The sequence below is a fragment of the Streptomyces sp. CoH27 genome (genome assembly GCF_020181035.1).
GTDB classification, from domain to species: Bacteria; Actinomycetota; Actinomycetes; order Streptomycetales; family Streptomycetaceae; genus Streptomyces; species Streptomyces camelliae.
On record NZ_JAIQYY010000005.1, the window covers coordinates 294,533 to 315,891 of the forward strand.

General features: G+C 70.9%; 21 protein-coding genes. 13 read left to right on the plus strand and 8 right to left on the minus strand.

The window, feature by feature from the left end:
• Both LE548_RS10255 and LE548_RS10260 read right to left on the minus strand, forming a co-directional pair.
• Nucleotides 1-157, minus strand: a 157-nt coding sequence (locus LE548_RS10255; protein WP_225096454.1) for a DUF397 domain-containing protein, incomplete at its 3' end; no start/stop codon positions are given.
• Entirely contained in the window at nt 154-984 is an 831-nt protein-coding gene (locus tag LE548_RS10260) for a helix-turn-helix transcriptional regulator (RefSeq protein WP_225096360.1), read from the minus strand. The genes LE548_RS10260 and LE548_RS10255, both read right to left, overlap by 4 nt.
• Before the next feature lie 104 nt (nt 985-1,088).
• Here LE548_RS10260 and LE548_RS10265 point away from each other — a divergent pair, with 104 nt between their 5' ends.
• The 3 genes from LE548_RS10265 (at nt 1,089) to LE548_RS10275 (ending at nt 1,988) form a co-directional block, all read left to right on the plus strand.
• Complete coding sequence (locus LE548_RS10265) at nt 1,089-1,340, plus strand: hypothetical protein (protein WP_225096361.1); 252 nt, start codon at nt 1,089-1,091, stop codon at nt 1,338-1,340.
• A gap of 175 nt (nt 1,341-1,515) precedes the next feature.
• Nucleotides 1,516-1,689 (plus strand): hypothetical protein, encoded by a 174-nt coding sequence (locus LE548_RS10270; protein ID WP_225096362.1) that lies wholly within the window; start codon nt 1,516-1,518, stop codon nt 1,687-1,689.
• On the plus strand, nt 1,686-1,988 hold the full coding sequence (locus LE548_RS10275; RefSeq protein ID WP_225096363.1) for a hypothetical protein: 303 nt from the start codon (nt 1,686-1,688) through the stop codon (nt 1,986-1,988). The genes LE548_RS10270 and LE548_RS10275 overlap by 4 nt, the downstream gene beginning before the upstream one ends.
• Here LE548_RS10275 and LE548_RS10280 read toward each other — a convergent pair.
• Nucleotides 1,957-2,328 carry a hypothetical protein gene (locus tag LE548_RS10280; protein WP_225096364.1) on the minus strand — a complete coding sequence of 124 codons (372 nt, stop codon included), beginning with the start codon at nt 2,326-2,328 and terminating at the stop codon, nt 1,957-1,959. The genes LE548_RS10275 and LE548_RS10280 overlap by 32 nt on opposite strands.
• Before the next feature lie 101 nt (nt 2,329-2,429).
• Here LE548_RS10280 and LE548_RS10285 point away from each other — a divergent pair, with 101 nt between their 5' ends.
• The 4 genes from LE548_RS10285 to LE548_RS10300 all read left to right on the plus strand — a co-directional run bounded on the left by LE548_RS10285 (nt 2,430) and on the right by LE548_RS10300 (nt 8,809).
• On the plus strand, nt 2,430-3,350 hold the full coding sequence (locus LE548_RS10285) for a serine hydrolase (RefSeq protein ID WP_225096365.1): 921 nt from the start codon (nt 2,430-2,432) through the stop codon (nt 3,348-3,350).
• Nucleotides 3,351-3,416: 66 nt separating this feature from the next.
• The gene (locus tag LE548_RS10290; RefSeq protein WP_225096366.1) at nt 3,417-4,442 is read left to right on the plus strand and encodes an esterase-like activity of phytase family protein; all 1,026 of its coding nucleotides are present in this window, start codon (nt 3,417-3,419) and stop codon (nt 4,440-4,442) included.
• 146 nt (nt 4,443-4,588) lie between these two features.
• A complete protein-coding gene (locus tag LE548_RS10295; RefSeq protein WP_225096367.1) occupies nt 4,589-8,308 on the plus strand; it encodes an ABC transporter ATP-binding protein in 3,720 nt (1,239 codons plus the stop codon).
• A 111-nt stretch (nt 8,309-8,419) separates the two neighbouring features.
• On the plus strand, nt 8,420-8,809 hold the full coding sequence (locus LE548_RS10300; protein WP_225096368.1) for a hypothetical protein: 390 nt from the start codon (nt 8,420-8,422) through the stop codon (nt 8,807-8,809).
• A gap of 85 nt (nt 8,810-8,894) precedes the next feature.
• On the opposite strand, the gene LE548_RS10305 is transcribed toward LE548_RS10300, so the two are convergent.
• On the minus strand, nt 8,895-9,455 hold the full coding sequence (locus LE548_RS10305; protein WP_225096369.1) for a hypothetical protein: 561 nt from the start codon (nt 9,453-9,455) through the stop codon (nt 8,895-8,897).
• A 117-nt stretch (nt 9,456-9,572) separates the two neighbouring features.
• Nucleotides 9,573-11,552 (minus strand): glycoside hydrolase family 3 protein, encoded by a 1,980-nt coding sequence (locus LE548_RS10310; protein WP_225096370.1) that lies wholly within the window; start codon nt 11,550-11,552, stop codon nt 9,573-9,575.
• A 99-nt stretch (nt 11,553-11,651) separates the two neighbouring features.
• Here LE548_RS10310 and aroA point away from each other — a divergent pair, with 99 nt between their 5' ends.
• A complete protein-coding gene (gene aroA, locus LE548_RS10315) occupies nt 11,652-12,878 on the plus strand; it encodes a 3-phosphoshikimate 1-carboxyvinyltransferase (protein WP_225096371.1) in 1,227 nt (408 codons plus the stop codon).
• 1 nt (nt 12,879) lies between these two features.
• Here aroA and LE548_RS10320 read toward each other — a convergent pair whose 3' ends face one another.
• Together LE548_RS10320 and LE548_RS10325 are read right to left on the minus strand one after the other, a co-directional pair.
• Nucleotides 12,880-13,680 (minus strand): sugar phosphate isomerase/epimerase, encoded by an 801-nt coding sequence (locus tag LE548_RS10320; protein WP_225096372.1) that lies wholly within the window; start codon nt 13,678-13,680, stop codon nt 12,880-12,882.
• 18 nt (nt 13,681-13,698) lie between these two features.
• Nucleotides 13,699-14,472 carry a bifunctional helix-turn-helix transcriptional regulator/GNAT family N-acetyltransferase gene (locus tag LE548_RS10325; RefSeq protein ID WP_225096373.1) on the minus strand — a complete coding sequence of 258 codons (774 nt, stop codon included), beginning with the start codon at nt 14,470-14,472 and terminating at the stop codon, nt 13,699-13,701.
• Nucleotides 14,473-14,787: 315 nt separating this feature from the next.
• On the opposite strand from LE548_RS10325, the gene LE548_RS10330 reads away from it, so the two are divergent.
• The gene (locus LE548_RS10330; RefSeq protein WP_225096374.1) at nt 14,788-15,072 is read left to right on the plus strand and encodes a hypothetical protein; all 285 of its coding nucleotides are present in this window, start codon (nt 14,788-14,790) and stop codon (nt 15,070-15,072) included.
• A gap of 145 nt (nt 15,073-15,217) precedes the next feature.
• The gene (locus LE548_RS10335) at nt 15,218-16,459 is read left to right on the plus strand and encodes an FAD-dependent monooxygenase (RefSeq protein ID WP_225096375.1); all 1,242 of its coding nucleotides are present in this window, start codon (nt 15,218-15,220) and stop codon (nt 16,457-16,459) included.
• Between the two features lie 203 nt (nt 16,460-16,662).
• Here LE548_RS10335 and LE548_RS10340 read toward each other — a convergent pair whose 3' ends face one another.
• Nucleotides 16,663-17,709, minus strand: coding sequence for a LacI family DNA-binding transcriptional regulator (locus LE548_RS10340; protein ID WP_225096376.1), 1,047 nt, complete (start codon nt 17,707-17,709; stop codon nt 16,663-16,665).
• Nucleotides 17,710-17,944: 235 nt separating this feature from the next.
• Between LE548_RS10340 and LE548_RS10345 the strand changes: the two genes are divergently transcribed.
• The 3 genes from LE548_RS10345 to LE548_RS10355 are packed head-to-tail and all read left to right on the plus strand — an operon-like array spanning nt 17,945 to nt 21,074.
• Nucleotides 17,945-19,096 carry a Gfo/Idh/MocA family protein gene (locus tag LE548_RS10345; RefSeq protein ID WP_225096377.1) on the plus strand — a complete coding sequence of 384 codons (1,152 nt, stop codon included), beginning with the start codon at nt 17,945-17,947 and terminating at the stop codon, nt 19,094-19,096.
• The gene (locus LE548_RS10350) at nt 19,093-20,244 is read left to right on the plus strand and encodes a dihydrodipicolinate synthase family protein (protein ID WP_225096378.1); all 1,152 of its coding nucleotides are present in this window, start codon (nt 19,093-19,095) and stop codon (nt 20,242-20,244) included. Before LE548_RS10345 ends, LE548_RS10350 begins: the two co-directional genes overlap by 4 nt.
• Nucleotides 20,241-21,074 (plus strand): sugar phosphate isomerase/epimerase, encoded by an 834-nt coding sequence (locus LE548_RS10355; RefSeq protein ID WP_225096379.1) that lies wholly within the window; start codon nt 20,241-20,243, stop codon nt 21,072-21,074. The genes LE548_RS10350 and LE548_RS10355 overlap by 4 nt, the downstream gene beginning before the upstream one ends.
• The last annotated feature ends 285 nt before the right edge of the window (nt 21,075-21,359 follow it).

A 21,359-nucleotide genomic window follows, 5' to 3' on the forward strand; every position in this document is an offset into this window, starting at 1 on the left:
CGGCGGGGAAGCTCAGCACCGGACCGCTCGGGTTCTTGGAGTCACGGACGGGGATCACACCGTGCGAGGCGGCAAGGTTGACGGCGACTTCCACGCAGTTGCCGCCGTTGTTGCTGTAGGAGGACGTGAACCAGCGGGGAGCGTCGTTCGTTGTCACGGGGTGCCCTTTCGAAGCTGATCGATCATGGCCACGGAAGCCGCCTGCGAGAGTGCTTCGGCCTGTAGTTGATGGTAGGCCGCCATCATGGGCCGGATGGAAGTGGTTTCACGGTCCAGGTGGCCCTGAGCTTGGGACTCGGCGTAGGCGACCATGGACTGGTCGGACAGCGTCAGCAAGTTGACGGGCAGATCGTAAGGACGCTTCTCGCCTATCTCGAACGGGGCGATCTGTAGCACCGTGTTGGGGCGGGCGGCAAACTCGACCAGGCTCTCAAGCTGGGCGCCCATGACCTTGGTGCCGCCGACCAATCGCCGAATGCAGCTCTCATCCATGACGACAAGCACCGAGAGGAGCTGGGGCCGCAGTAGCGTCTTCTGCCGCTCCAGCAGGTACGCAACCCGCTCGTCAGCCTGCTCGGGTGTGATGGCTCCCCGCCTGACGGCGCTGTCCGCCAGTACTCGCGCGTACTCGGGCGTCTGAAGCAGACCCGGGATGATTCCGATCTCATAGAGCCGAATCTCAACTGCGCGGGCTTCGTAGTCGACATACTCAGCGAAGCCCTCCAACAAGGAGCCAAGGGTGAGCTCGCGGAAGCGGCGCTCGAACATGTCGCCCGTGCCCAACGTGCGGTCAGCACTGCGCGAGAAGCGCAAAGTTGGCATCTTCCGACCAGTTTCAACGGCCGAAATATGTGAGCTGGAATATTCCATTCTGGAAGCTAACTCCTCCTGCTTCCACCCCCTCTCTTCCCTCGACCTGCGCAGTTGAGCTCCGTAGGCCGCCTGTGGGCTGCGCTCGGGGTTCAGCACTTTCACGTTGGCCAACCCAACCTCCAACTAATCTGCCAGATCTGACACGTTGAATAGTTCCCAACTGTAGGCCACGCTGAACGCACTTGGTAGTCACGGCGCTACGGAGAGGAGCGATCATGCCCGAGGTTGACCAGAAGCAGGCGGAGGCCTTCCCCAAGTGCTACGGGTCGCTGAAGGAGTTGCGTGAAGCCCTGGCCAGCGTCGGCGTCTCCCTCCCCGGCCTCCGACTCGACCCAGCGTCCTTCGGCGACGGTGACGGGATCCCTCTCTTTGACCTCGGCCGTTGCAACATGACCAACGCGGCTCGCCTGGTCGAAGTGCTTCGGAAGGGAGTCTCGCCGCGACGGGACGGAAACGTGTCCGAGTAGCGGTCAGACCGCCACCTGACCCGTCAGAGACCGGCCCCGGTCGTCTCTGTTCCCCCAAGGGGCGACCGGGGCCTCTCCATGCCCTGAACCGAGGCCGGAAGAGATGTCGAAACCCCCGCGACCACGCGACCGGTCCGGGGGCGTGGCCATCAACAAACGCAAGGGAGTTGACGACATGCGTCACCGTATCGCCCGCTTCTTCACGTCGCTGCTGTTACGGCGGAACGGGCCGACCAGCTACGGCACCGGCACCTGGCCCCCGCGGCCACAGTCGGTGCCCCCGGTCACGGTGCCCGGGATCGGCATGGGGTCGTGCGGTATGCCGCCGGGCGTGGAGGTGAGGAAGTGAAGGACGGCACCAGCGCACGCCTCCTGCCCTGGGCGGGCTCGGAGGGCAAGCCCTGTTACCTCATCACCGACGGAACCGGCTATCTCTCCCGGGTGGCCGACGGCATCGAGTCCGTGCAACTCGGCATGGTCACCGGCCTCCTCGGCCATGCCTCCGACCTGCTCGCCGACGACCAGGCGACGTCTGCCCAGCTCCGGTTCCTGCTCGCCCGGATGCGCGAGGCGTTGACCGACGTGCACAGGATTGCCGTGAGCCGGGGCGTCCGCCTCACTTCAGGAGAGCGGGAAAGTCCTCTTTGAACTGGGCCAGTTGGGCGTCGTAACCGGCGATGAAGTCCGGGCGGCGGTCGTCGCCGAGGGTGCCTGTGGGCGGAAGCGGCCCCTGCTCCAGGAGGTCGGGCAGCGAGCGGAACACCGCCGCTGCCGCCTTCCAGTGCGCGTCGTCGCGCGTGCGGGCCCGCAGCAGGGCGTCGTACGGATTCGACCTCAGGTCGTTGATGCGCTGTGCCGGGACGAACTTGCCCGTGAAGGCGTCCGCGCCGGGCAGGGGCTGGCCCGGATCCGCGAGCGAGCGCAGCACCGCCACCACCGCGAACAACCGTCCCCACCGTCTGACTTGACTCTCGGTTCCGTCCGTCATGAGGGGATCACTGCCACGCGCCCCACCTCCCGAATCCCGCGAACTGCCTTGATAAGAACTGGTGTGCAACCATTCGGCCGCCCCCGCATGTCAAGTGGGGTATGAATCACCGGACATGGAGACGTACCAGCGCACTCGCCGCCGCCCTGCTCATACCGGCGGTCACCGCCGTGGCCGCCGCCGGTCCGGCCGCCGCGGCCACGCCCGCCGTCAGCTGTACGTCCGCCAAGGCGGGCCTCGCCGCCAAGCTCCAGAAGGACATCACCGGCGCCCTGGCGGGCCGCAAGAGCACGGTCGCCCTCGGCCTGTACGACCGCAGCACCAACACCACCTGCACCCTGCGCGCGACCAGCGCCTACGACTCGGCCAGCACCGTCAAGGTCACCGTGCTCGCCACGCTGCTGTGGGACGCCAAGAAGCACAACCGGTACCTCACGGACACCGAGACCAAGCTCGCCACGGCCATGATCACCAGGTCGGACAACAACGCGACCAGCACGCTGTGGAAGCAGCTGGGCCTGACGAAGATCAAGGGGTTCCTGTCCGCCGCCGGGATGACGAAGACCGTGCCGGGCACGGGCGGTTACTGGGGCCTGACCCAGGAGAACGTCACCGACGAGCAGAAGCTGCTCAAGCTCATCACCGCCAAGAACAGCGTGCTGAGCGACAACTCCCGCGCCTACATCCTGAAGCTGATGGGCCAGGTCGTCTCCGACCAGCGCTGGGGCACGCCCGCCGGTGCCCCGTCCACCGTCTCCGTGCACGTCAAGAACGGCTGGCTGGAGCGCTCGACGCACGGTTGGCGGGTGCACAGCCTCGGCACCTTCAACGGCGCCGGCCACGACTACATGATGTCGGTGCTCACCCAGGACAACAGCACCATGGACTACGGCGTGACCACCATCCAGAACGTCGCCAAGGTCATCCACAAGGATCTCGTGCCGACCACGGCGACCACCAAGGTCTACGTCCCGACGAGCAAGCCCAGTGAGGCCTTCGTCGCGGTGCCGCCGCAGGGCTGACGCGTCGACACGGCGTTTCACGGTGCGGTCTCCCGCGGGACACCCGGCCGCCCTACGGTGACGGGCATGCGTCTGAGAACCGTACTCGCCACCCTCACCGTCGGCCTGGCGGCGGTCACCTCCCTGACCGCCGCCGGGCCCGCCAGCGCCAACTCATCGATCAGCAAAGCCTGTTCGCCATCCGTCTCCCTCGACCGCTTCTCCGACGTGCTCGACAAGACGACGTACGACGGCACCTTCGTCGGCAACTTCTCCGCGCTCGCCGTGGACCGGGACGGTTCCCTCGCCGCGCTGGAGGACCGCTCCTCCCTCTTCGACCTGGACCCGACGACCCTCCAGCCGAAGCGGGCCGTCCACCTCGCCGACGAGAAGGGCGCCGACCTCGACTCCGAGGGCCTCGTCATCGACCGGGACGGCACCCGGCTGATCACCTCCGAGACCGAGCCGTCGGTCCGCCGCTACTCCGTCGACGGCAGGATCCTCGACCGCCTCCCGGTCCCGTCCTCCCTCCTGGTTGCCCCCGCCGGCCGCGCCACCGCCAACCAGACCTTCGAGGGCCTGACCCTGCTGCCCGGCGGACACACCCTGCTGGCCTCCATGGAGGACGCGATCTCGGGCGACTCGACCGGGATCGTCCGCTTCCAGACCTGGACACGTCACCAAGGCCCTTTCGAACTGTCCGCCCAGTACGGCTACCGCACCGACCCCGGCCTCGGCGTCCCCGAGGTCCAGGCCACCCCCGACGGCCGCCTCCTGGTCCTGGAGCGCGGCTTCACCGCGGGCGTCGGCAACACCGTCCGCCTCTATCTGGCCGACCCCCGCCATGCCTCAGACACGAGCGGCATCGAGAATCTCACCGGGCAGCCTTCCGTCCGCCTGATCAGGAAAACCCTGCTGACCGGCATCGTCACCTGCCCCTCCCTCGGCGCCACCGCGAAGCAGCCCCAGCCCAACCCCCTGCTGGACAACATCGAAGGCATGACGATCACAGGGCGTGACCACACCGGCCGCCTGAAAGTGGTCCTGGTGAGCGACGACAACCAGAACCCGGCCCAGACGACCCGGTTCTATTACCTGCGGGTACGGGTCTGATACCTGCGGGTACGGGTCTCATATCTGCGGGTACGAGTCTGACCCTTTCCCCGAACCCTCCCCCCTCGTTTGTTGCAGAGGGATGAAATCCGCTCCCGCGCGCGTTGGTGCCTTCCGGTAGACCAGGTCAACAGGGAGGCACCGGCGTGGCAGCGCAACGGGGATGGGCAAAGCGCCTGGCGGGCTACGCCTGGCGGTATCCGAAGGACGTGATCCTCGCCCTCGGCTCCTCGCTCGCCGGCATGGCCGTCATGGCCGTCGTGCCCCTGATCACCAAGGTGATCATCGACGACGTGATCGGGAACCACACCCGCTCCATGGCCCCCTGGGCCGGCGCCCTCATAGCCGCCGCCCTCCTCGTCTACGCCCTCACCTACATCCGCCGCTACTACGGCGGCCGCCTCGCCCTCGACGTCCAGCACGACCTGCGGACGGAGATGTACGGCACGATCACCCGGCTCGACGGGCGCCGTCAGGACGAGCTCAGCACGGGACAGGTCGTCGGCCGGGCGACCAGCGACCTCCAGCTGATCCAGGGGCTTCTCTTCATGCTCCCGATGACCATCGGGAACGTCCTGCTCTTCGTGATCTCCCTGATCATCATGGCGTGGCTGTCGCTGCCGCTGACCCTGGTCGCGCTCGCCGTCGCGCCCGCGCTCGGCTGGATTGCCAGGCGCAGCCGCAGCAAGCTGCACCCCGCCACCTGGTACGCGCAGGCCCAGGCCGCCGCCGTCGCGGGTGTGGTCGACGGCGCCGTCAGCGGCGTCCGGGTGGTGAAGGGTTTCGGGCAGGAGGACCAGGAGACCGGGAAGCTGCGCGAAGTGGGCCGGCGGCTGTTCGCGGGGCGCCTGCGCACCATACGGCTGAACAGCAAGTTCACCCCCGCCCTTCAGGCCGTCCCCGCCCTCGGTCAGGTCGCCATGCTGGCCCTCGGCGGCTGGCTGGCCGTACGCGGTCACATCACGCTGGGCACCTTCGTCGCCTTCTCCTCCTACCTCGCCCAGCTGGTCGGCCCGGTCCGCATGCTCGCGATGGTCCTCACCGTCGGCCAGCAGGCCCGCGCCGGCACCGAGCGCGTCCTGGAGCTGATCGACACCGAGCCGACCATGCAGGACGGCACGAAGACCCTGCCCGCCGACGCGCCCGCGACCGTCGAGTTCGACGACGTGTCCTTCGGATACGACCATGAACGCCCGGTCCTCGAAGGGCTCACCTTCGAGATCCGGCCCGGTGAGACCCTCGCCGTCGTCGGCTCCTCCGGTTCCGGCAAGTCCACCCTCTCCCTGCTCCTGCCGCGCTTCTACGACGTGACCCACGGCGCCGTGCTCATCGGCGGTCACGACGTCCGCGAGCTGACCCTGGACTCGCTGCGGGCCGCGATCGGTCTCGTCCCCGAGGACTCCTTCCTCTTCTCCGACACCGTCCGCGCCAACATCGCGTACGGCCGTCCGGACGCCACCCAGGAGGAGATCGAGCAGGCCGCCCGCGCCGCCCAGGCGGACCGTTTCATCAATGACCTCCCCGCGGGCTACGACACCAAGGTCGGCGAGCAGGGCCTGACCCTCTCCGGCGGCCAGCGCCAGCGCGTCGCGCTCGCCCGCGCCCTGCTCACCGACCCCCGCCTGCTGGTCCTGGACGACGCCACCTCGGCCGTGGACGCCCGGGTCGAGCACGAGATCCACGAGGCGTTGAAGCACGTCATGGAGGGCCGGACCACCCTCCTCATCGCGCACCGCCGCTCCACCCTCAACCTCGCCGACCGCATCGCCGTCCTCGACGGCGGCCGGCTCGCCGACCTCGGCACCCATGACGAACTCCAGGAGCGGTCCGCCCTCTACCGCCGGCTGCTCACCGACCCCGACGAGCTGGGCGGGGTCTCCCCGGGCCATGCCCTGCCGGTCCCGCCCGCCGAGGACACGACCGTCCGCGAGGAGCTGGACGCCGAGTTCGACGCCGAGCGGGGCGTGACCCCCCGGCTGTGGAGCGGCGACCGGGAGCCCAGGGACCTGGCGCTGTCCGGCACGCCCGCCACCCCCGAACTGCTCGCCCAGGTCGACGCGCTGCCCCCGGCCACCGACACCCCGGACATCGACGAGGCACGGGCGGTCCGGCGCGAGGACTCCTACGGGCTGCGCCGGCTGCTGCGCGGCTTCGGCGTGCCCCTGCTGATCAGCCTCGGGCTGGTCGCCGTGGACGCGGGCGCCGGTCTGCTGCTGCCGGTGCTGATCCGGCACGGCATCGACGCGGGCGTGACGAAGATGGCCCTCGGCGCGGTCTGGGCGGCGTCCCTGCTCGGCCTCGCGACCGTCCTCGTCCAGTGGGCCGCGCAGATCGGCGAGACCCGGATGACCGGCCGTACCGGCGAACGCGTGCTGTACACGCTGCGGCTGAAGATCTTCGCTCAGCTCCAGCGGCTCGGCCTCGACTACTACGAGCGCGAGCTGACCGGCCGGATCATGACCCGGATGACGACCGACGTCGACGCCCTGTCGACGTTCCTGCAGACCGGCCTGGTCACGGCGTTCGTCTCGGTCGTCACCTTCTTCGGCATCATGGTCGTCCTGCTCGTGATCGACGTCCAGCTCGCGCTCGTCGTCTTCGTGACCCTGCCCCCGCTGATCGTCGCGACCGTCTTCTTCCGCCGGGCGAGCGTGAGGGCGTACGAACTCGCCCGCGAGCGCGTGTCGGTGGTCAACGCCGATCTGCAGGAGTCGGTCGCCGGGCTGCGGATCGTGCAGGCCTTCCGGCGCGAGCGGGACGGCGGTGCGCGGTTCGCCGGGCGCAGCGAGGACTACCGGCGCGCCCGGATCCGCGGCCAGTGGCTGATATCGGTCTACTTCCCCTTCGTCCAGCTGCTGTCCTCGGTCGCGTCGGCGTCCGTGCTGATCGTGGGCGCGCACCGGGTGGAGGCGGCCACGCTGACGACCGGTGCCCTGGTCGCCTACCTCCTCTACATCGACCTGTTCTTCGCGCCCGTCCAGCAGCTGTCCCAGGTCTTCGACGGCTACCAGCAGGCCACGGTCTCCCTGGGCCGCATCCAGGAGCTGCTGCGCGAGCCGACGTCCACGAAGTCGGCCGACGAGCCCCTCGAAGTCCTGTCCCTGCGCGGGGACATCGCCTTCGAGGACGTGCACTTCGCCTACGGCGCCGAGGAGGAGGCGCTGACCGGCATCGACCTGACGATCCCCGCCGGGCAGACGGTGGCGTTCGTCGGCGAGACGGGCGCGGGCAAGTCCACCCTGGTCAAGCTGGTCGCGCGCTTCTACGACCCCACCGCGGGGCGGGTCACGGTCGACGGCACGGATCTGCGCGCCCTCGACATGACCTCGTACCGGCACCGCCTCGGGGTCGTCCCGCAGGAGGCGTACCTGTTCCCCGGCACCATCCGTGACGCCATCGCCTACGGCCGCCCCGACGCCAGCGACGCCGAGGTGGAGGCGGCGGCGCGGGCGGTCGGCGCGCACGAGATGATCGCCGGGCTGGAGGGCGGCTATCTGCACGAGGTCGCCGAGCGCGGCCGCAACCTCTCGGCCGGCCAGCGCCAGCTGATCGCGCTCGCCCGCGCCGAACTGGTCGACCCCGACATCCTGCTCCTGGACGAGGCCACGGCCGCCCTGGACCTGGCCACCGAGGCCCAGGTCAACCAGGCCACCGACCGCCTGGCCGGCCGCCGTACGACCCTGGTCGTCGCCCACCGCCTGACCACGGCGGCCCGCGCCGACCGGGTCGTGGTGATGGACCACGGCCGGGTCGCGGAGGATGGCACGCACGACGAACTCCTCGCCCGCGGGGGCCGGTACGCCGAGTTGTGGCGGACCTTCGTCGGCGGGGCTGAGCCGGAGGAGCCGGTTCCCGCCACTCGCTGAGGCGTTCCGCTGACGGTCGTGCAACCTTCCGACACACTGACGCGTCCGTACATCAGTACGGGCCATCGGGGGAGGGTGACCGTCATACGGGGCAATACGGGGAGGACAACTGTGGACCGTGGTGGGATACGCCGGCGGCTGGCACTCGGCGCGGCCGTGCTGGCCGCCTCCGGGGGGCTCGCACTGTTGGCGTCGGGCACCGCTCAGGCCGACGCCAACTCCTGCGCCGGGCGCGAGGTGCGCACGCTGCCGTTCGACACAGGTGTGACGCACGTGTACAAGGACAACGGCTACGTCTGCGCCATCACCGTCGCCAGACGCGCCGGCACCAGCCAGACCATGTCCGTCAGCGTCCAGGCCCGCGGCAACCGCCCGGTCGCCGACACGGGCAGCTACTACTACCAAGCCGGCCCCGTCACCGTCCACGCCGGCCACCGCTGCGTGTGGATCAAGGGCTCGGTGGGCCGGAGCTCGGTGAGTTCCGGGTGGATCCTGTGCTGACCGCGCGCTGAGGCCTCACACCCGCGACCTCACACCCGCGACCTCACACCCGCGACCTCACACCCGCGACCTCACACCCGCGACCTCACACCCGCCGGGCGCAGCCCACCGGGTTGCTTCCGCCCAGCTGGACGTACAGGGCCGTCGACGCGGGACACTCCGCCCGCGTCGCCGCCGCCCTGGTGATCCGGTACTGCGGCCGGTGGGTGCCCGAGCCGTCGCACGGGGTCTCGCGGACCTGGCCGGCGCCGGAGGCGTACACACAGTCGCCCGGGATCGTGCGCGGGCCGCCTCCGCCGCCGGGGTCGCCGGGGTGCGGGGGCTCCAGGTTGCGCATGCACGCGTAGCCCTGGGCGCCGATGTGCAGCACGAAGTCGGTGGTCGCCGGGCACAGGGGGCCGTCGGCCGTCGCGCCGTCGTAGCGGGCGACGACCCGGGCCGCCGCCCGCTCGCTCGTGCACGGCACCTCGGTGAACCTGGTCGTGCCGAACGAGCTGCACGTGCCGACGGCGAGGAACTCGGCGCCGTAACCGCCGACGGCCGTGGGGCGGGCGTCGCCCACCGGGGTGCCCGCCGTGCCCCGGCAGCCGGTCAGCGAGGCGGCCAGCAGCAGGCACGCCAGTACGGAGACACCTTTCCCGCGCATCGCCACCCCCCGGACACACACCCCCGCCCAGCGTGACCCGGGGCCCCGGTGACACGCCAGACGATGAGGGAGGGTTTCCGGCGTTCGATGGCGGTACGCCCGGTGTGTGACGTACGCCTAGTACGTCAGCCCGTGTCCGATCGGGTACAGCACCTGCGCCGGATCGTCCGCCCGCTGCACCGGCACCGGCAGCTTCCCGCGCGGCGACACGCGCCCGGCGATCACCCGGGCCGCCGCCCGCACTTCGACATCGGTCCAGCCGTAGGACGCCAAGCAGGCCTTCACGGAGGCGAGTTGGGCCACGTCGTAGGGGTTGCGGACGGCGAGGGCAGCCAACGGCCTGCCCGTGGTGAGCAGTTGTTCCACCAGGGTGCGTTGCGGGCTGTCCGCGGTGACGTTGTACGTCGCCACGACCACCGCGTCCGCGCCCTTCGCCGCCGTGACCGCCTCGGCGACGGTCGCGGCGGAGGGGGCGGTGCCGGTGGACAACGCCGTTGCGGTGAAGCCGAGTTCGGTGAGGGCGGCCGCCAGGACGCCGGTGGGCGGGCCGGTGGTGCCGGAGGGGGAGGCCGGGTCGGCGCCGACGACCAGGATCCGGCGTGCGGTGCGGGGCGTGAAGGGGAGGGTGCGGTCCTCGTTGACCAGCAGGGTCGTGGTGCGCTCGGCGATCCGGTCGGCGGCGGCCAGGTGCGCCTCGGTGCCCACCGTGCGCTCGACGGCCGCCCGGCTGGTGTACGGCGCGTCGAAGAGGCCGAGCCGGGACTTCAGCCGCAGGATACGCAGGATCGATTCGTCCAGGCGGGACTCGGTCAGCTCGCCGTCCTGTACGGCCTTCAGCACGGCGTGCCAGGCCACGTCGATCGACGGCGGGTTGAGCAGCTGGTCCACCCCGGCCTTCAGCGCGAGCACCGGCACCCGGTCGTCGCCGTACTTCGTGCGGACGCCCTCCATGCCCAGGGAGTCGGTGATGACGACGCCGTCGTAGCCGAGCTCGCCGCGCAGGATGCCGGTCAGGATCGGGTGGGAGAGGGTGGCCGGGTCGCCGGAGTCGTCCAGGGCCGGGAACTGGATGTGCGCGGTCATGACCGAGTCGATGCCGGCGGCGATCGCGGCCCGGAACGGCACCGCGTCCAGCTTCTCCCACAGGTCCCGGCTGTGTGTGATGACCGGGAAGCCGGTGTGGCTGTCGACGGCCGTGTCACCGTGCCCCGGGAAGTGCTTGGCGGTCGCCGCGACCCGGGACTGCTGATAGCCCTTCACCTCGGCGGCCACCAGCCCCGCCACCGCCTCCGGGTCGGCCCCGAACGACCGTACGCCGATGATCGGGTTCGCCGGGTTGACGTTGACGTCGGCGTCCGGGGAGTAGTCCTGGTTGATGCCCATCGCGCGCAGCTCGGCGCCGGAGATCCGGCCGAGTGTCTGCGCGTCGGAGTGTGAGCCGCCCGCCCGTCTCCCACCACCGCCCTTCTGACGAAGCGCTTCGCGCCCTCTTTCTCCTGCGCCGAGGGCCATCGCGCCGGGGAAGAGGGTGGCGGGCCTGCCGACCCGGCAGACCGCGCCGTGCTCCTGGTCGGTGGCGATGAGCACCGGCAGACCGCGCGCCTGGCCCAGCGAGGCCCGCTGGATGCCGTCGGAGAGGTCCGCGATCTGGTGCGGGTCGCGGGTGTTGTGAGCCCAGGTGAAGTAGATGATGCCGCCGACCCGGTACGTCGCGATCAGCTCGGCGGCCGTGCGGACCCCGAGCTCTTTGCGGTTGGCGTCGATGTCGGCCTGGGCGGGGGCGGTGGCGGAGTCGCCGTAGACCCGCATCACGAACAGCTGGCCGACCTTCTCCTGAAGGGTCATGCGGGAGATCAGGGCGCGCAGCCGGCGGTCGTCGGGGGGAGTGGCGGGAGTGGCGGGAGCGGCGGGGGTGGTGGCGTGGGCGGCGGCGGACGGTACGGTCAGCGCGGCGGTGAGGCCCGCGCCGGCGGTGAGGACGGCGCGTCTGGACGGTCTGCCGGTGTCGGGCACATGCGCTCCTTCCAGAGGAGAACCACTGAAGGAAACTTCCGAGAAGCCACCAATATCCGGGAAGTTTCTTTCCGTCAAGGACATGCGCAGCAACCCCGGCAGGGGTCGGTTCCGGCCACTCCGGTGTCCCAGTTCATGGACAGCGGGCTCCCGGCGGGCGGCCGTACGGCCATCATGGGGGCCATGCCCGCAGTCGAGATCCCCGGTTCCAAGTCCATCACCGCCCGCGCCCTCTTCCTCGCGGCCGCCGCCGACGGTGTCAGCACCCTGGTACGGCCTCTGCGGTCCGACGACACCGAGGGCTTCGCGGAGGGCCTGACCCGGCTCGGCTACCGGGTGGGCCGCACCCCCGACACCTGGCAGGTGGACGGCCGCCCGCAGGGCCCGGCGCACGCCGAGGCCGACGTCTACTGCCGCGACGGCGCCACCACTGCCCGCTTCCTGCCGACCCTGGCCGCCGCCGGCCACGGCACCTACCGCTTCGACGCCTCCCCGCAGATGCGCCGCCGCCCCCTCGGCCCGCTCACCCGCGCACTGCGCGACCTGGGCGTCGACCTGCGGCACGAGGAGACCGAGGGCCACCACCCGCTCACCGTCCGGGCGGCGGGTGTCGAGGGCGGCGAGGTGGTCCTGGACGCCGGCCTCTCCTCCCAGTACCTGACCGCCCTCCTCCTGCTGGGCCCACTCACCCGCACCGGCCTCAGGATCCGGGTGACCGAGCTGGTCTCGGCGCCGTACGTGGAGATCACGCTCGCGATGATGCGGGCATTCGGGGTGGAGGTCGTCCGGGACGGCGACGTGTACGCCGTCCCGCCGGGCGGCTACCGGGCCACCACCTACGCCGTCGAGCCGGACGCCTCCACCGCCAGCTACTTCTTCGCCGCGGCCGCCGTCACCCCGGGCCGCGAGGTGACCGTCCCGGGCCTCGGCACGGGCGCGCTCCAGGGCGACCTGCGGTTCGTGGAGGTGCTGCGCCGGATGGGCGCCGAGGTGGAGACCGGGGCGGACCGGACGACCGTACGCGGCACGGGAGTTCTGCGCGGACTCACCGTCAACATGCGGGACATCTCCGACACCATGCCGACCCTGGCCGCGATCGCCCCGTTCGCCGACGGACCCGTGCGCATCGAGGACGTGGCCAACACCCGGGTGAAGGAGTGCGACCGTCTGGAGGCCTGCGCGGACAACCTCCGGCGGCTCGGCGTGACGGCGACGACCGGCCCGGACTGGATCGAGATCCAGCCGGGCAGCCCGCTGCGGGACGTCGAGATCAAGACCTACGGCGACCACCGCATCGTCATGTCCTTCGCCGTGACCGCCCTGCGCACACCTGGCATCACGTACGACGACCCCGGTTGCGTACGCAAGACCTTCCCGGGGTTCCATGAGGCGTTCGCACAGCTGGGCTGACCTACGCCGCCTCGCCGAGCAGCCTCAGCAGATGCTGCCGTCCCCCGCCCAGCAACTCGGGAAGCGGCGCAGCCGACTCGTACCACCGCTTCTCGTACTCCCAGCACAGCCACCCGTCCCAGCCGTTGCGGCACAGGACGTCCACGCACTCGGTGAGCGGAAGCACCCCCGCCCCGAGCGGCAGCGGGGTCGTGTCCTCGGCCGAGGCGATGTCCTTGACCTGCACGTATCCCAGGTGTGGAGCGAGTGCGGCGTAGGTCTCCGCGGGCTGTTCGCCGCCCAGCCAGGTGTGCATCACGTCCCACAGCGCGCCGACGTGGCCGTGTCCGACCGGCCCCAGGACACGGATCGCGGCGGCTCCGGTGCGGTGGGAGTCATGGGTCTCCAGCAGGACGCGTACTTCGAGCGCGGCGGCGTCCTCGGCGACCGTGCCGAGCCGCCGGGCGGCGGCCGCGTCGGACTCGGCGGCGGGCAGGGCCGGGTCGGCGCCGGGGAAGACCCGGATGAAGGGAGCGCCCATGTCATGGGCGAGATGGAGGAGTTGGCGGATCTCGTCGACGACCGGGGCGTCCTCGCCGGGCGCCGCGACGCGCGCATACCCGGCAATGCCCAGGACTTCGACCCCGGCCGCCTTGAACTCGGCGGCGACATCCGCCCGCCCGGCCGCCGAGAGGCCCGGATGCACCGGCTCCTCCGGATGCGCGCGCAGTTCGACGCCGTGGTAGCCGTGCGCGGTCGCGAGCGCCAGGACGTCCGGCACCGGCAGGCCGGGAACCCCGAGGGTGGAGAAGGCTAGCTTCATGGTCACGGACCCTACTCGTCACTCGCCCGATCGGTGCAGATCCAGGCGCCAGTCCTGGCCGATCAGGTCCTTGCCGAAGGAGCGGTGCGGTTTCTCCGCGGTGAGCACGAAACCGTGCCGCTGGTAGATGCGCCGGGCGGCGCCGAGCACGTCGTTCGTCCACAGCACCAGGTCCCGGTAGCCGACCCCGCGCGCGAAGTCCACGACCGCGCCGACCAGCCGGTCCCCGAGGCCGAGCCCCCGTGCCTCCGGCTCGACCAGCAGCAGCCGCAGCCGTGCGGTGCCGGGCGCGTCGTCCCGTACGCACATCACGCATCCCGCGGGCCGCCCCGCCAGCTCCGCGATCCACACCCGCTCCAGATGGGGATCGTGGTCCTCGGCGAAGTCGGCCACGATCCGGGCCACCAGCCCCTCGTAGTCGGCGTTCCAGCCGTACTCGGCGGCGTACAGCGCGGCATTGCGCTGCACGATCCACCCCAGGTCACCGGGCCGGGGCTCACGCAGCGCGACCCCTGCGGAACCCTGCGGGGCCGGGCTGCCGAGGAAGGTACGGAGCGTTTCCCGGGCCCGCTCGGCGAGCAGCCCGGCGGCGGCCCGTCCGCGCGCGGTGAGTGCCACGCGCGTCCCGGCGGGGGCCCGCTCGACCAGTCCGGCCGCCGCGAGGGAGTCGAGTGTCCGGCTCACGTGTGCGGCGTCCAGCCCGAGTCGGGTCCGCAGCCCGGCCTCGTCGCTGTCCGCGGTGTGCGCGAGTTCGTACAGCAACCGGCACTCGGCGATGGTCTGGACGGTCATGGCTGGACCCCGATGGTTTCCTGCGGCGATGGTTTCCTGCGGCACCGATGGTTGAAATCTTGAACTACCTTGACTTCTCTTGCAGTTATCTTCTCTCGCCGCGGCCTGCTTTTGACTTCCCCGCTCTCTCATCGTAGGTTTAAACACGAACGTCACTTATGTCCGTTTAGAACCGGAAGTGACGGATCCGCCGCAGATCGCCTTTGCGGGCGGCGGACCCCCGCTCGGAGCTGCGCGCAGGCTCTGGAGCGCCAGGAGAACGGCCCCGATCGCGGCCGTCGAAAGAGAAATCACACCCTCGGAGAGGGGCACACCATGCGCGCGCACACCACCCGTATCAAGAGAGTGGCCATCGCTGTCTGCTCGGCCCCCATCCTGGCACTCGCGGCCGGGGCCGGAGTCGCCAGCGCCGCCACGACCGCAGCTCCGACCACGGCTGTCCAGCACGACGGCGGCGGCTGGGGTTGGGGAGACCACGGCGGCGGCTGGGGCTGGGGCGACGGCGGCGGCTGGGGTTGGGGAGACCACGGCGGCTGGGGTTGGGGAGACCACGGCGGCTGGGGCTGGGGTGACGAAGGCGGCTGGGGTTGGGGCGACTGACCACCAGCTGTGACGTGACACCCCCCTGACGACAACGAAGACGAAGGGTGGATCCGGGTGCCCGGCTCACGGGCACCCGGATCCATATGCCCTCCGCACAGGGAATCCCCGTAGGGGTGAAGGCAGTGGTGAAGGCGGTGACCGGATGAGGATCGTCTGCGTGGGCGGAGGCCCGGCCGGGCTGTACTTCTCGATCTCGGCGAAACTCAGGGACGCCGGGCACGAGATCACGGTGATCGAACGCGACCCGCCCGAGGCCACCTACGGCTGGGGCGTCGTGTACTGGAACGACCTGCTGGACATCCTGCACGGCAACGACCCCGAGAGCGCGCGGGCGGTGAGCGCCGGCTCCGTGCTCTGGGAGGGGCAGGAGATCCAGCTGCACGGCAGCCGGCACGACGGTACGGCGTACTTCGGGGGCTACGGCTACAGCATGGGCCGCGCCTCCCTCCTGGACGCGCTGACCCGGCGCGCCCGGTCGCTCGGTGTGGACGTACGGCACGGGGAGTATCTGGCCGACCCTGCCGAGCTGCCCGAGGCCGACCTGATCGTGGCCGCCGACGGCGCGAGCAGCCGGATCCGGCAGAGTCGCGCCGAGCACTTCGGCACGAAGACCGAGACCGGCCGCAACCCCTACATCTGGCTCGGCACGGACCGGCAGTTCGACAGCTTCGTGTTCTGCTTCGAGGAGACCGAGGCCGGCTGGGTCTGGTTCCACGCCTACCCGTCGATCCGCGGGATCAGCACCTGCATAGTGGAGTGCTCCCCACAAACCTGGCAGGGCCTGGGCCTCGACTCGATGGAGACCGAGGAGGCCGTACCCCTGCTGGAGAAGATCTTCCACCGGGCCCTGGACGGCCACTCCCTCATCAGCCGGTCCCGCGGCGCCCCGGCGAAATGGCAGCGCTTCACCCACATCAGCAACGAGACCTGGTTCGACGACACCGACGGCAGGCTCGTCGTCCTGGCCGGCGACGCCGCCCACACCACCCACTTCACCCTGGGCTCCGGCACCCGGCTCGCGATGATCGACGCGATCGTGCTGGCCCACAGCCTGGCCCACCACGCGGATCCCCGCGCGGCCCTGCGCGCCTACGACCAGCACCGCCGCGAGGAACTCCACCCCGTCCAGGCCGGCGCCCGCTCCAGCATGGCCTGGTTCGAGCAACTCGACGACTACCTGGACCGCGACCCGGTCTCCTTCGCCTACGCCATGTCGGTCCGCACCGGCAAACAATCCCCCTGGCGTTACCAGGTCCACCTGGCCACCCAGATCCCGCCCGTACGCAAGGCCCGCCTGGCCTACGACAGGGGCCGCCGCTGGTACCGCGACAGGAGGAGGGGCGAGGCACCGCTGCCGCTGCTGGGGCGGTCACTTCACGGGTGACGGCGAGGGAGCGCGGGGAGGGTCGCGGGGAGGATCGCGGGGAGGACGGCTCGCTTCCCGGCCGGCCGGAGAACGAACCCCGGGCGGGTCACCTCTCGGCCGGCCGGAGAACGAACCCCGGGCGGGTCACCCCTCGGCCGACCGGGTCGGGTGGCGGATGGGCACAGGCCGGGGATGGGGGGCGGAGCCCCCAGGTGGGCCGCTCAAGCCCGGGGCACCCCCGAAGACCCCCGCACCATCAACTCCCCGCGAACCGTCGCGATCCCGCCGGGGGGCGGCTCCTCCCGCCCCATCGCGATCCGCCCGGCCCGCGCCCCCGCCTCCGCCAGCGGCAACCGCACCGTCGTGAGCGCAGGCACCGCATCCACGCTGAACGGCAGATCGTCGAACCCGGCGACAGAGACATCGTCCGGAATCCGCAGCCCCGACTCCCGCAGCGCCGCACACGCCCCCAGCGCGACGGAGTCGTTCGCCGCGACGATCGCCGTCAGCCCGGGATCCCGCCGCAGCAATTCCAGCGTGGCCTCGTACCCGGACCGGCGGTCGTAGCGGCCGTACACCGTCCAGCGCGGATCCTCCTCTATCCCCGCCGTGGCCAGCGCCGCCCGGTGTCCCTCCAGCCGATGTCGTGTCGTCGTCCGCTCCTCCGGCCCCGCGATGTACCCGAGCCGCCGGTGACCGAGCCCGAGCAGATGCTCGGTCAGCCGGTGCGCGCCCCCGCGGTTGTCGAAGGTGAGCGCCACGGCATCGGTGCCGGGCACCGGCGGCCGCCCGCACAGCACCACCCGCGTCCCGGCCTCCGCCAGCTTGCGCAGCTTCGCCGAGACCGCCGCCGCGTGCGGCACGTTCTCCATCGCGCCGCCGGTCAGCACCACGGCCGCCGCACGCTGCCGCTGGAGCAGCGTCAGATAGGTCAGCTCCCGCTCGGGCGACCCCCCGGTGTTGCAGACGACGGCCAGCCGCTCGCCGCCCGCCCGGCCGCCGGGTCCGCCGATCTCGGCCTGGATCGCGGACGCCATGATCCCGAAGAAGGGGTCCGCGATGTCGTTCACCAGGATCCCGACCAGGTCGGACGTGGCGGCGGCCAGCGCGCTGGCGGGACCGTTGAGGACGTAGTCCAGCTCGTCCACCGCCCGCAGCACCCGTTCTCGCGTGGAGGCGGCCACCGGGTAGTTGCCGTTCAGTACGCGCGACACCGTCGCGGGGGAGACCTGGGCGCGGGCCGCCACATCCGCCAGGGTCACCGTCATGTCGTCGTCCTCCGGTCGCGCTTCGTGTCGTACGCCCTCGTAGACAGCCGGGCACTGCTCCTGGTTCCGAGCAGATCTCCAGCAGATCTTCCAGCAGACCTTAGAGCCATGGACCCCGTTTGTTCGCCCCCTCGAACAACTCGAAGGGGCAACGGTCTTGTACAGACCACTGTTCAGAGGCTAGCTTCTCAGGTGATAGAAAGCGCTTGCTGTACCCGTATATGAGGGGACTGACGTGACACGCAAGACGGTGCGTATCGCCATGAACGGCGTGACCGGGCGCATGGGCTACCGCCAGCACCTCGTCCGGTCGATCCTCGCCCTGCGCGAGCAGGGCGGCCTCGACCTCGGCGACGGCACCGTGCTGTGGCCGGAGCCGATCCTGCTCGGCCGCCGCGAACACGCGCTCCAGGAGATCGCCGAGCGCCACGGCCTGGAGCACATCTCGACGGACCTGGACGCGGTGCTGGCCGATCCTTCCGTGGACATCTACTTCGACTCCCAGGTCACCTCGGCCCGCGAGGAGTCGATCAAGAAGGCGATCGCGGCCGGAAAGCACATCTACACCGAGAAGCCCACCGCCACCGGGCTGGAGGGCGCCCTCGACCTCGCCCGCCTCGCCCACGACAAGGGCATCAAGCACGGCGTCGTCCAGGACAAGATCTTCCTGCCGGGCCTGCTGAAGCTGAAGCGGCTCATCGACGGCGGCTTCTTCGGCCGGATCCTGTCCGTCCGGGGCGAGTTCGGCTACTGGGTCTTCGAGGGCGACTGGCAGCCGGCCCAGCGTCCCTCCTGGAACTACCGCGCCGAGGACGGCGGCGGCATCGTCGTCGACATGTTCCCGCACTGGGAGTACGTCCTGCACGAGCTGTTCGGCCGCGTCACCTCCGTCCAGGCCCTCGCCACCACCCACATCCCGCAGCGCTGGGACGAGCAGGGCAAGCCCTACGACGCGACGGCGGACGACGCGGCGTACGGCGTCTTCGAGCTGGAGGGCGGTGCGATCGCCCAGATCAACTCCTCCTGGGCGGTCCGGGTCAACCGCGACGAGCTGGTGGAGTTCCAGGTCGACGGCACCGAGGGCTCGGCGGTGGCGGGACTCAGGAACTGCCGGGTCCAGCACAGGTCGGCGACCCCCAAGCCGGTATGGAACCCGGACATCCCCGCCACCGAGGTCTTCCGCGACCAGTGGCAGGAAGTGCCGGACAACGGCGACTTCGACAACGGCTTCAAGGCCCAGTGGGAGCTGTTCCTCAAGCACGTCTACGCCGACGCGCCGTACCACTGGGACCTGCTCGCCGGCGCCCGCGGTGTGCAGCTCGCCGAACTGGGCCTGAAGTCCTCCGCCGAGGGCCGCCGCCTCGACGTACCGGAGATCTCGCTGTGACCATCCAACTCCCGTCGGCGGACGGCACGTTGCGGACGTACGAGCCGCGCACCGAACCCCTCCTGTTCTCGTCGGGCACCCCCTTCAGCTCCCGTACGGTCTTCTCGGCGGCCCACGTCGTCGCGGACCCTTACGCGGACACGACCCCCGACTCGCCCGCGGCCGTCGACTGGGACGCCACCCTCGCCTTCCGCCGCCACCTGTGGTCCCACGGGCTCGGTGTCGCCGAGGCGATGGACACCGCCCAGCGCGGCATGGGCCTGGACTGGGTGGGCGCGGCCGAACTGATCCGCCGCAGCGCGGCGGAGGCGCGTTCGGTCGGCGGCCGCATCGCCTGCGGGGTCGGCACCGACCAGATCACGGGCGGCACACTCGCCGACATCCGCGCGGCCTACGAGGAACAGCTGGCCGTGGTGGAGGAGTCCGGCGCCCAGGCGATCCTGATGGCGTCGCGAGCCCTGGCCGCCGTGGCCTCGGGCCCCGAGGACTACCTGGAGATCTACGGCCATCTGCTGCGCCAGTCCGCCGAGCCGGTGATCCTGCACTGGCTGGGCCCGATGTTCGACCCGGCGCTGGGGGGCTACTGGGGCTCGGCCGACCTCGACGCGGCGACGGAGGTGTTCCTGGAGGTCATCGCCGCCCACCCGGACAAGGTGGACGGCATCAAGGTGTCGCTCCTGGACGCCCAGCGCGAGATCGACCTGCGCCGCCGCCTCCCGCAGGGCGTCCGCTGCTACACCGGCGACGACTTCAACTACCCCGAGCTGATCGCGGGCGACGACCAGGGCTTCAGCCACGCCCTGCTGGGCATCTTCGACCCGCTGGGCCCCCTGGCGGCGCAGGCGGTACGGGTCCTGGACACGGGCGACGTGACCGGCTTCCGAGCCCTGCTGGACCCGACGGTCGACCTCTCCCGCCACCTCTTCCAGACCCCGACCCGCTTCTACAAGACGGGCGTGGTCTTCCTGGCCTGGCTCGCGGGCCACCAGTCGCACTTCACGATGGTCGGCGGCCTCCAGTCGGCCCGCTCCCTGCCGCATCTGGCCCGCGCCTACGAACTCGCCGACGGCCTGGGCCTGTTCCCGGACCCGAAGCTGGCGGAGGAGCGGATGAAGAACCTGCTGTCGCTGTACGGGGTGGACCGATGACCGATCTCTCCCGGTTCAGCATCAACCAGATGACGGTGAAGCAGCTGTCCCTGCCGGAACTGGCCGATGTCTGCGGCCAGTTGGGCGTGAGCCAGGTAGGCCTGTGGCGCGAACCGGTCCAGGCGTACGGCGTGGAGGCGACGGCCAAGCTCATCCGTGAGGCGGGCCTGACGGTGACGACCCTGTGCCGGGGCGGCTTCTTCACGGCGATCGACCCGGAGGCTCGCGCGGCGGCGCTGGCCGACAACCGGCGCGCCATCGAGGAGGCGGCGACCCTCGGCACCGACACCCTGGTCCTGGTCTCCGGCGGCCTCCCCGCCGGCAGCAAGGACCTGCGGGCGGCCCGCGAACGCATCGCCGACGCCCTGGCCGAACTCGGGCCGTACGCCGAGCAGCACGGCGTCCGCCTGGCCATCGAGCCCCTGCACCCCATGTACGCCTCGGACCGCTGCGTGGTCTCCACCCTGGCCCAGGCCCTGGACATCGCCGAGCGTTTCCCGGCGCACCAGGTCGGGGTGACGGTGGACACGTACCACATCTGGTGGGACGACCAGGCCCCGGCCCAGATCGCACGGGCGGGCGCGAGCGATCGCATCCACACCTTCCAGCTCGCCGACTGGACCACCCCGTTGCCGGAGGGCGTCCTCAACGGCCGCGGCCAGATCGGCGACGGCGCGATCGACATGCGGGAGTGGAAGGGGTACGTGGAGGCCGCCGGCTACACGGGCCCGATCGAGGTCGAACTCTTCAACGACGCGCTGTGGGCCCGGGACGGGCGAGAGGTGCTGGCGGAGACGGCGGAGCGGTTCGTGGAGCACATGGCGGACTGAAGGATCCGCGGCCGCCGGCCATCCGGCGGCCGATGCCCTGTTCGCGGGGGAGGAGGAGGTCCTCGACCTCCTCCGCGATTCCGAACTGCGGACCGCGTTTCTGCACTTCCGGGGTGTCAGCTACTGATACGCCCGTCCCGCACGGCCCCGACGAACGCGGCCCAGCCGTCGGTCGAGAAGTTGAGGGTAGGACCGGTGGCGTTTTGCCGAGGCGCACGCCTTGGCCAGCCTGACCATGATGCCGGAGTTGCGGCGCGGATCGGGTCCCCGCAGGCTGGATCTGGC

Coding starts and splice junctions, on each gene's coding strand:
- LE548_RS10265 (WP_225096361.1), top strand. CDS start 1,089: ATGCCCGAGGTTGACCAGAAGCAGGCGGAGGCCTTCCCCAAGTGCTAC.
- LE548_RS10270 (WP_225096362.1), top strand. CDS start 1,516: ATGCGTCACCGTATCGCCCGCTTCTTCACGTCGCTGCTGTTACGGCGG.
- LE548_RS10280 (WP_225096364.1), bottom strand. CDS start 2,328: ATGACGGACGGAACCGAGAGTCAAGTCAGACGGTGGGGACGGTTGTTC.
- LE548_RS10285 (WP_225096365.1), top strand. CDS start 2,430: ATGAATCACCGGACATGGAGACGTACCAGCGCACTCGCCGCCGCCCTG.
- LE548_RS10290 (WP_225096366.1), top strand. CDS start 3,417: ATGCGTCTGAGAACCGTACTCGCCACCCTCACCGTCGGCCTGGCGGCG.
- LE548_RS10305 (WP_225096369.1), bottom strand. CDS start 9,455: ATGCGCGGGAAAGGTGTCTCCGTACTGGCGTGCCTGCTGCTGGCCGCC.
- LE548_RS10310 (WP_225096370.1), bottom strand. CDS start 11,552: ATGTCCTTGACGGAAAGAAACTTCCCGGATATTGGTGGCTTCTCGGAA.
- aroA (WP_225096371.1), top strand. CDS start 11,652: ATGCCCGCAGTCGAGATCCCCGGTTCCAAGTCCATCACCGCCCGCGCC.
- LE548_RS10320 (WP_225096372.1), bottom strand. CDS start 13,680: ATGAAGCTAGCCTTCTCCACCCTCGGGGTTCCCGGCCTGCCGGTGCCG.
- LE548_RS10325 (WP_225096373.1), bottom strand. CDS start 14,472: ATGACCGTCCAGACCATCGCCGAGTGCCGGTTGCTGTACGAACTCGCG.
- LE548_RS10330 (WP_225096374.1), top strand. CDS start 14,788: ATGCGCGCGCACACCACCCGTATCAAGAGAGTGGCCATCGCTGTCTGC.
- LE548_RS10335 (WP_225096375.1), top strand. CDS start 15,218: ATGAGGATCGTCTGCGTGGGCGGAGGCCCGGCCGGGCTGTACTTCTCG.
- LE548_RS10340 (WP_225096376.1), bottom strand. CDS start 17,709: ATGACGGTGACCCTGGCGGATGTGGCGGCCCGCGCCCAGGTCTCCCCC.
- LE548_RS10355 (WP_225096379.1), top strand. CDS start 20,241: ATGACCGATCTCTCCCGGTTCAGCATCAACCAGATGACGGTGAAGCAG.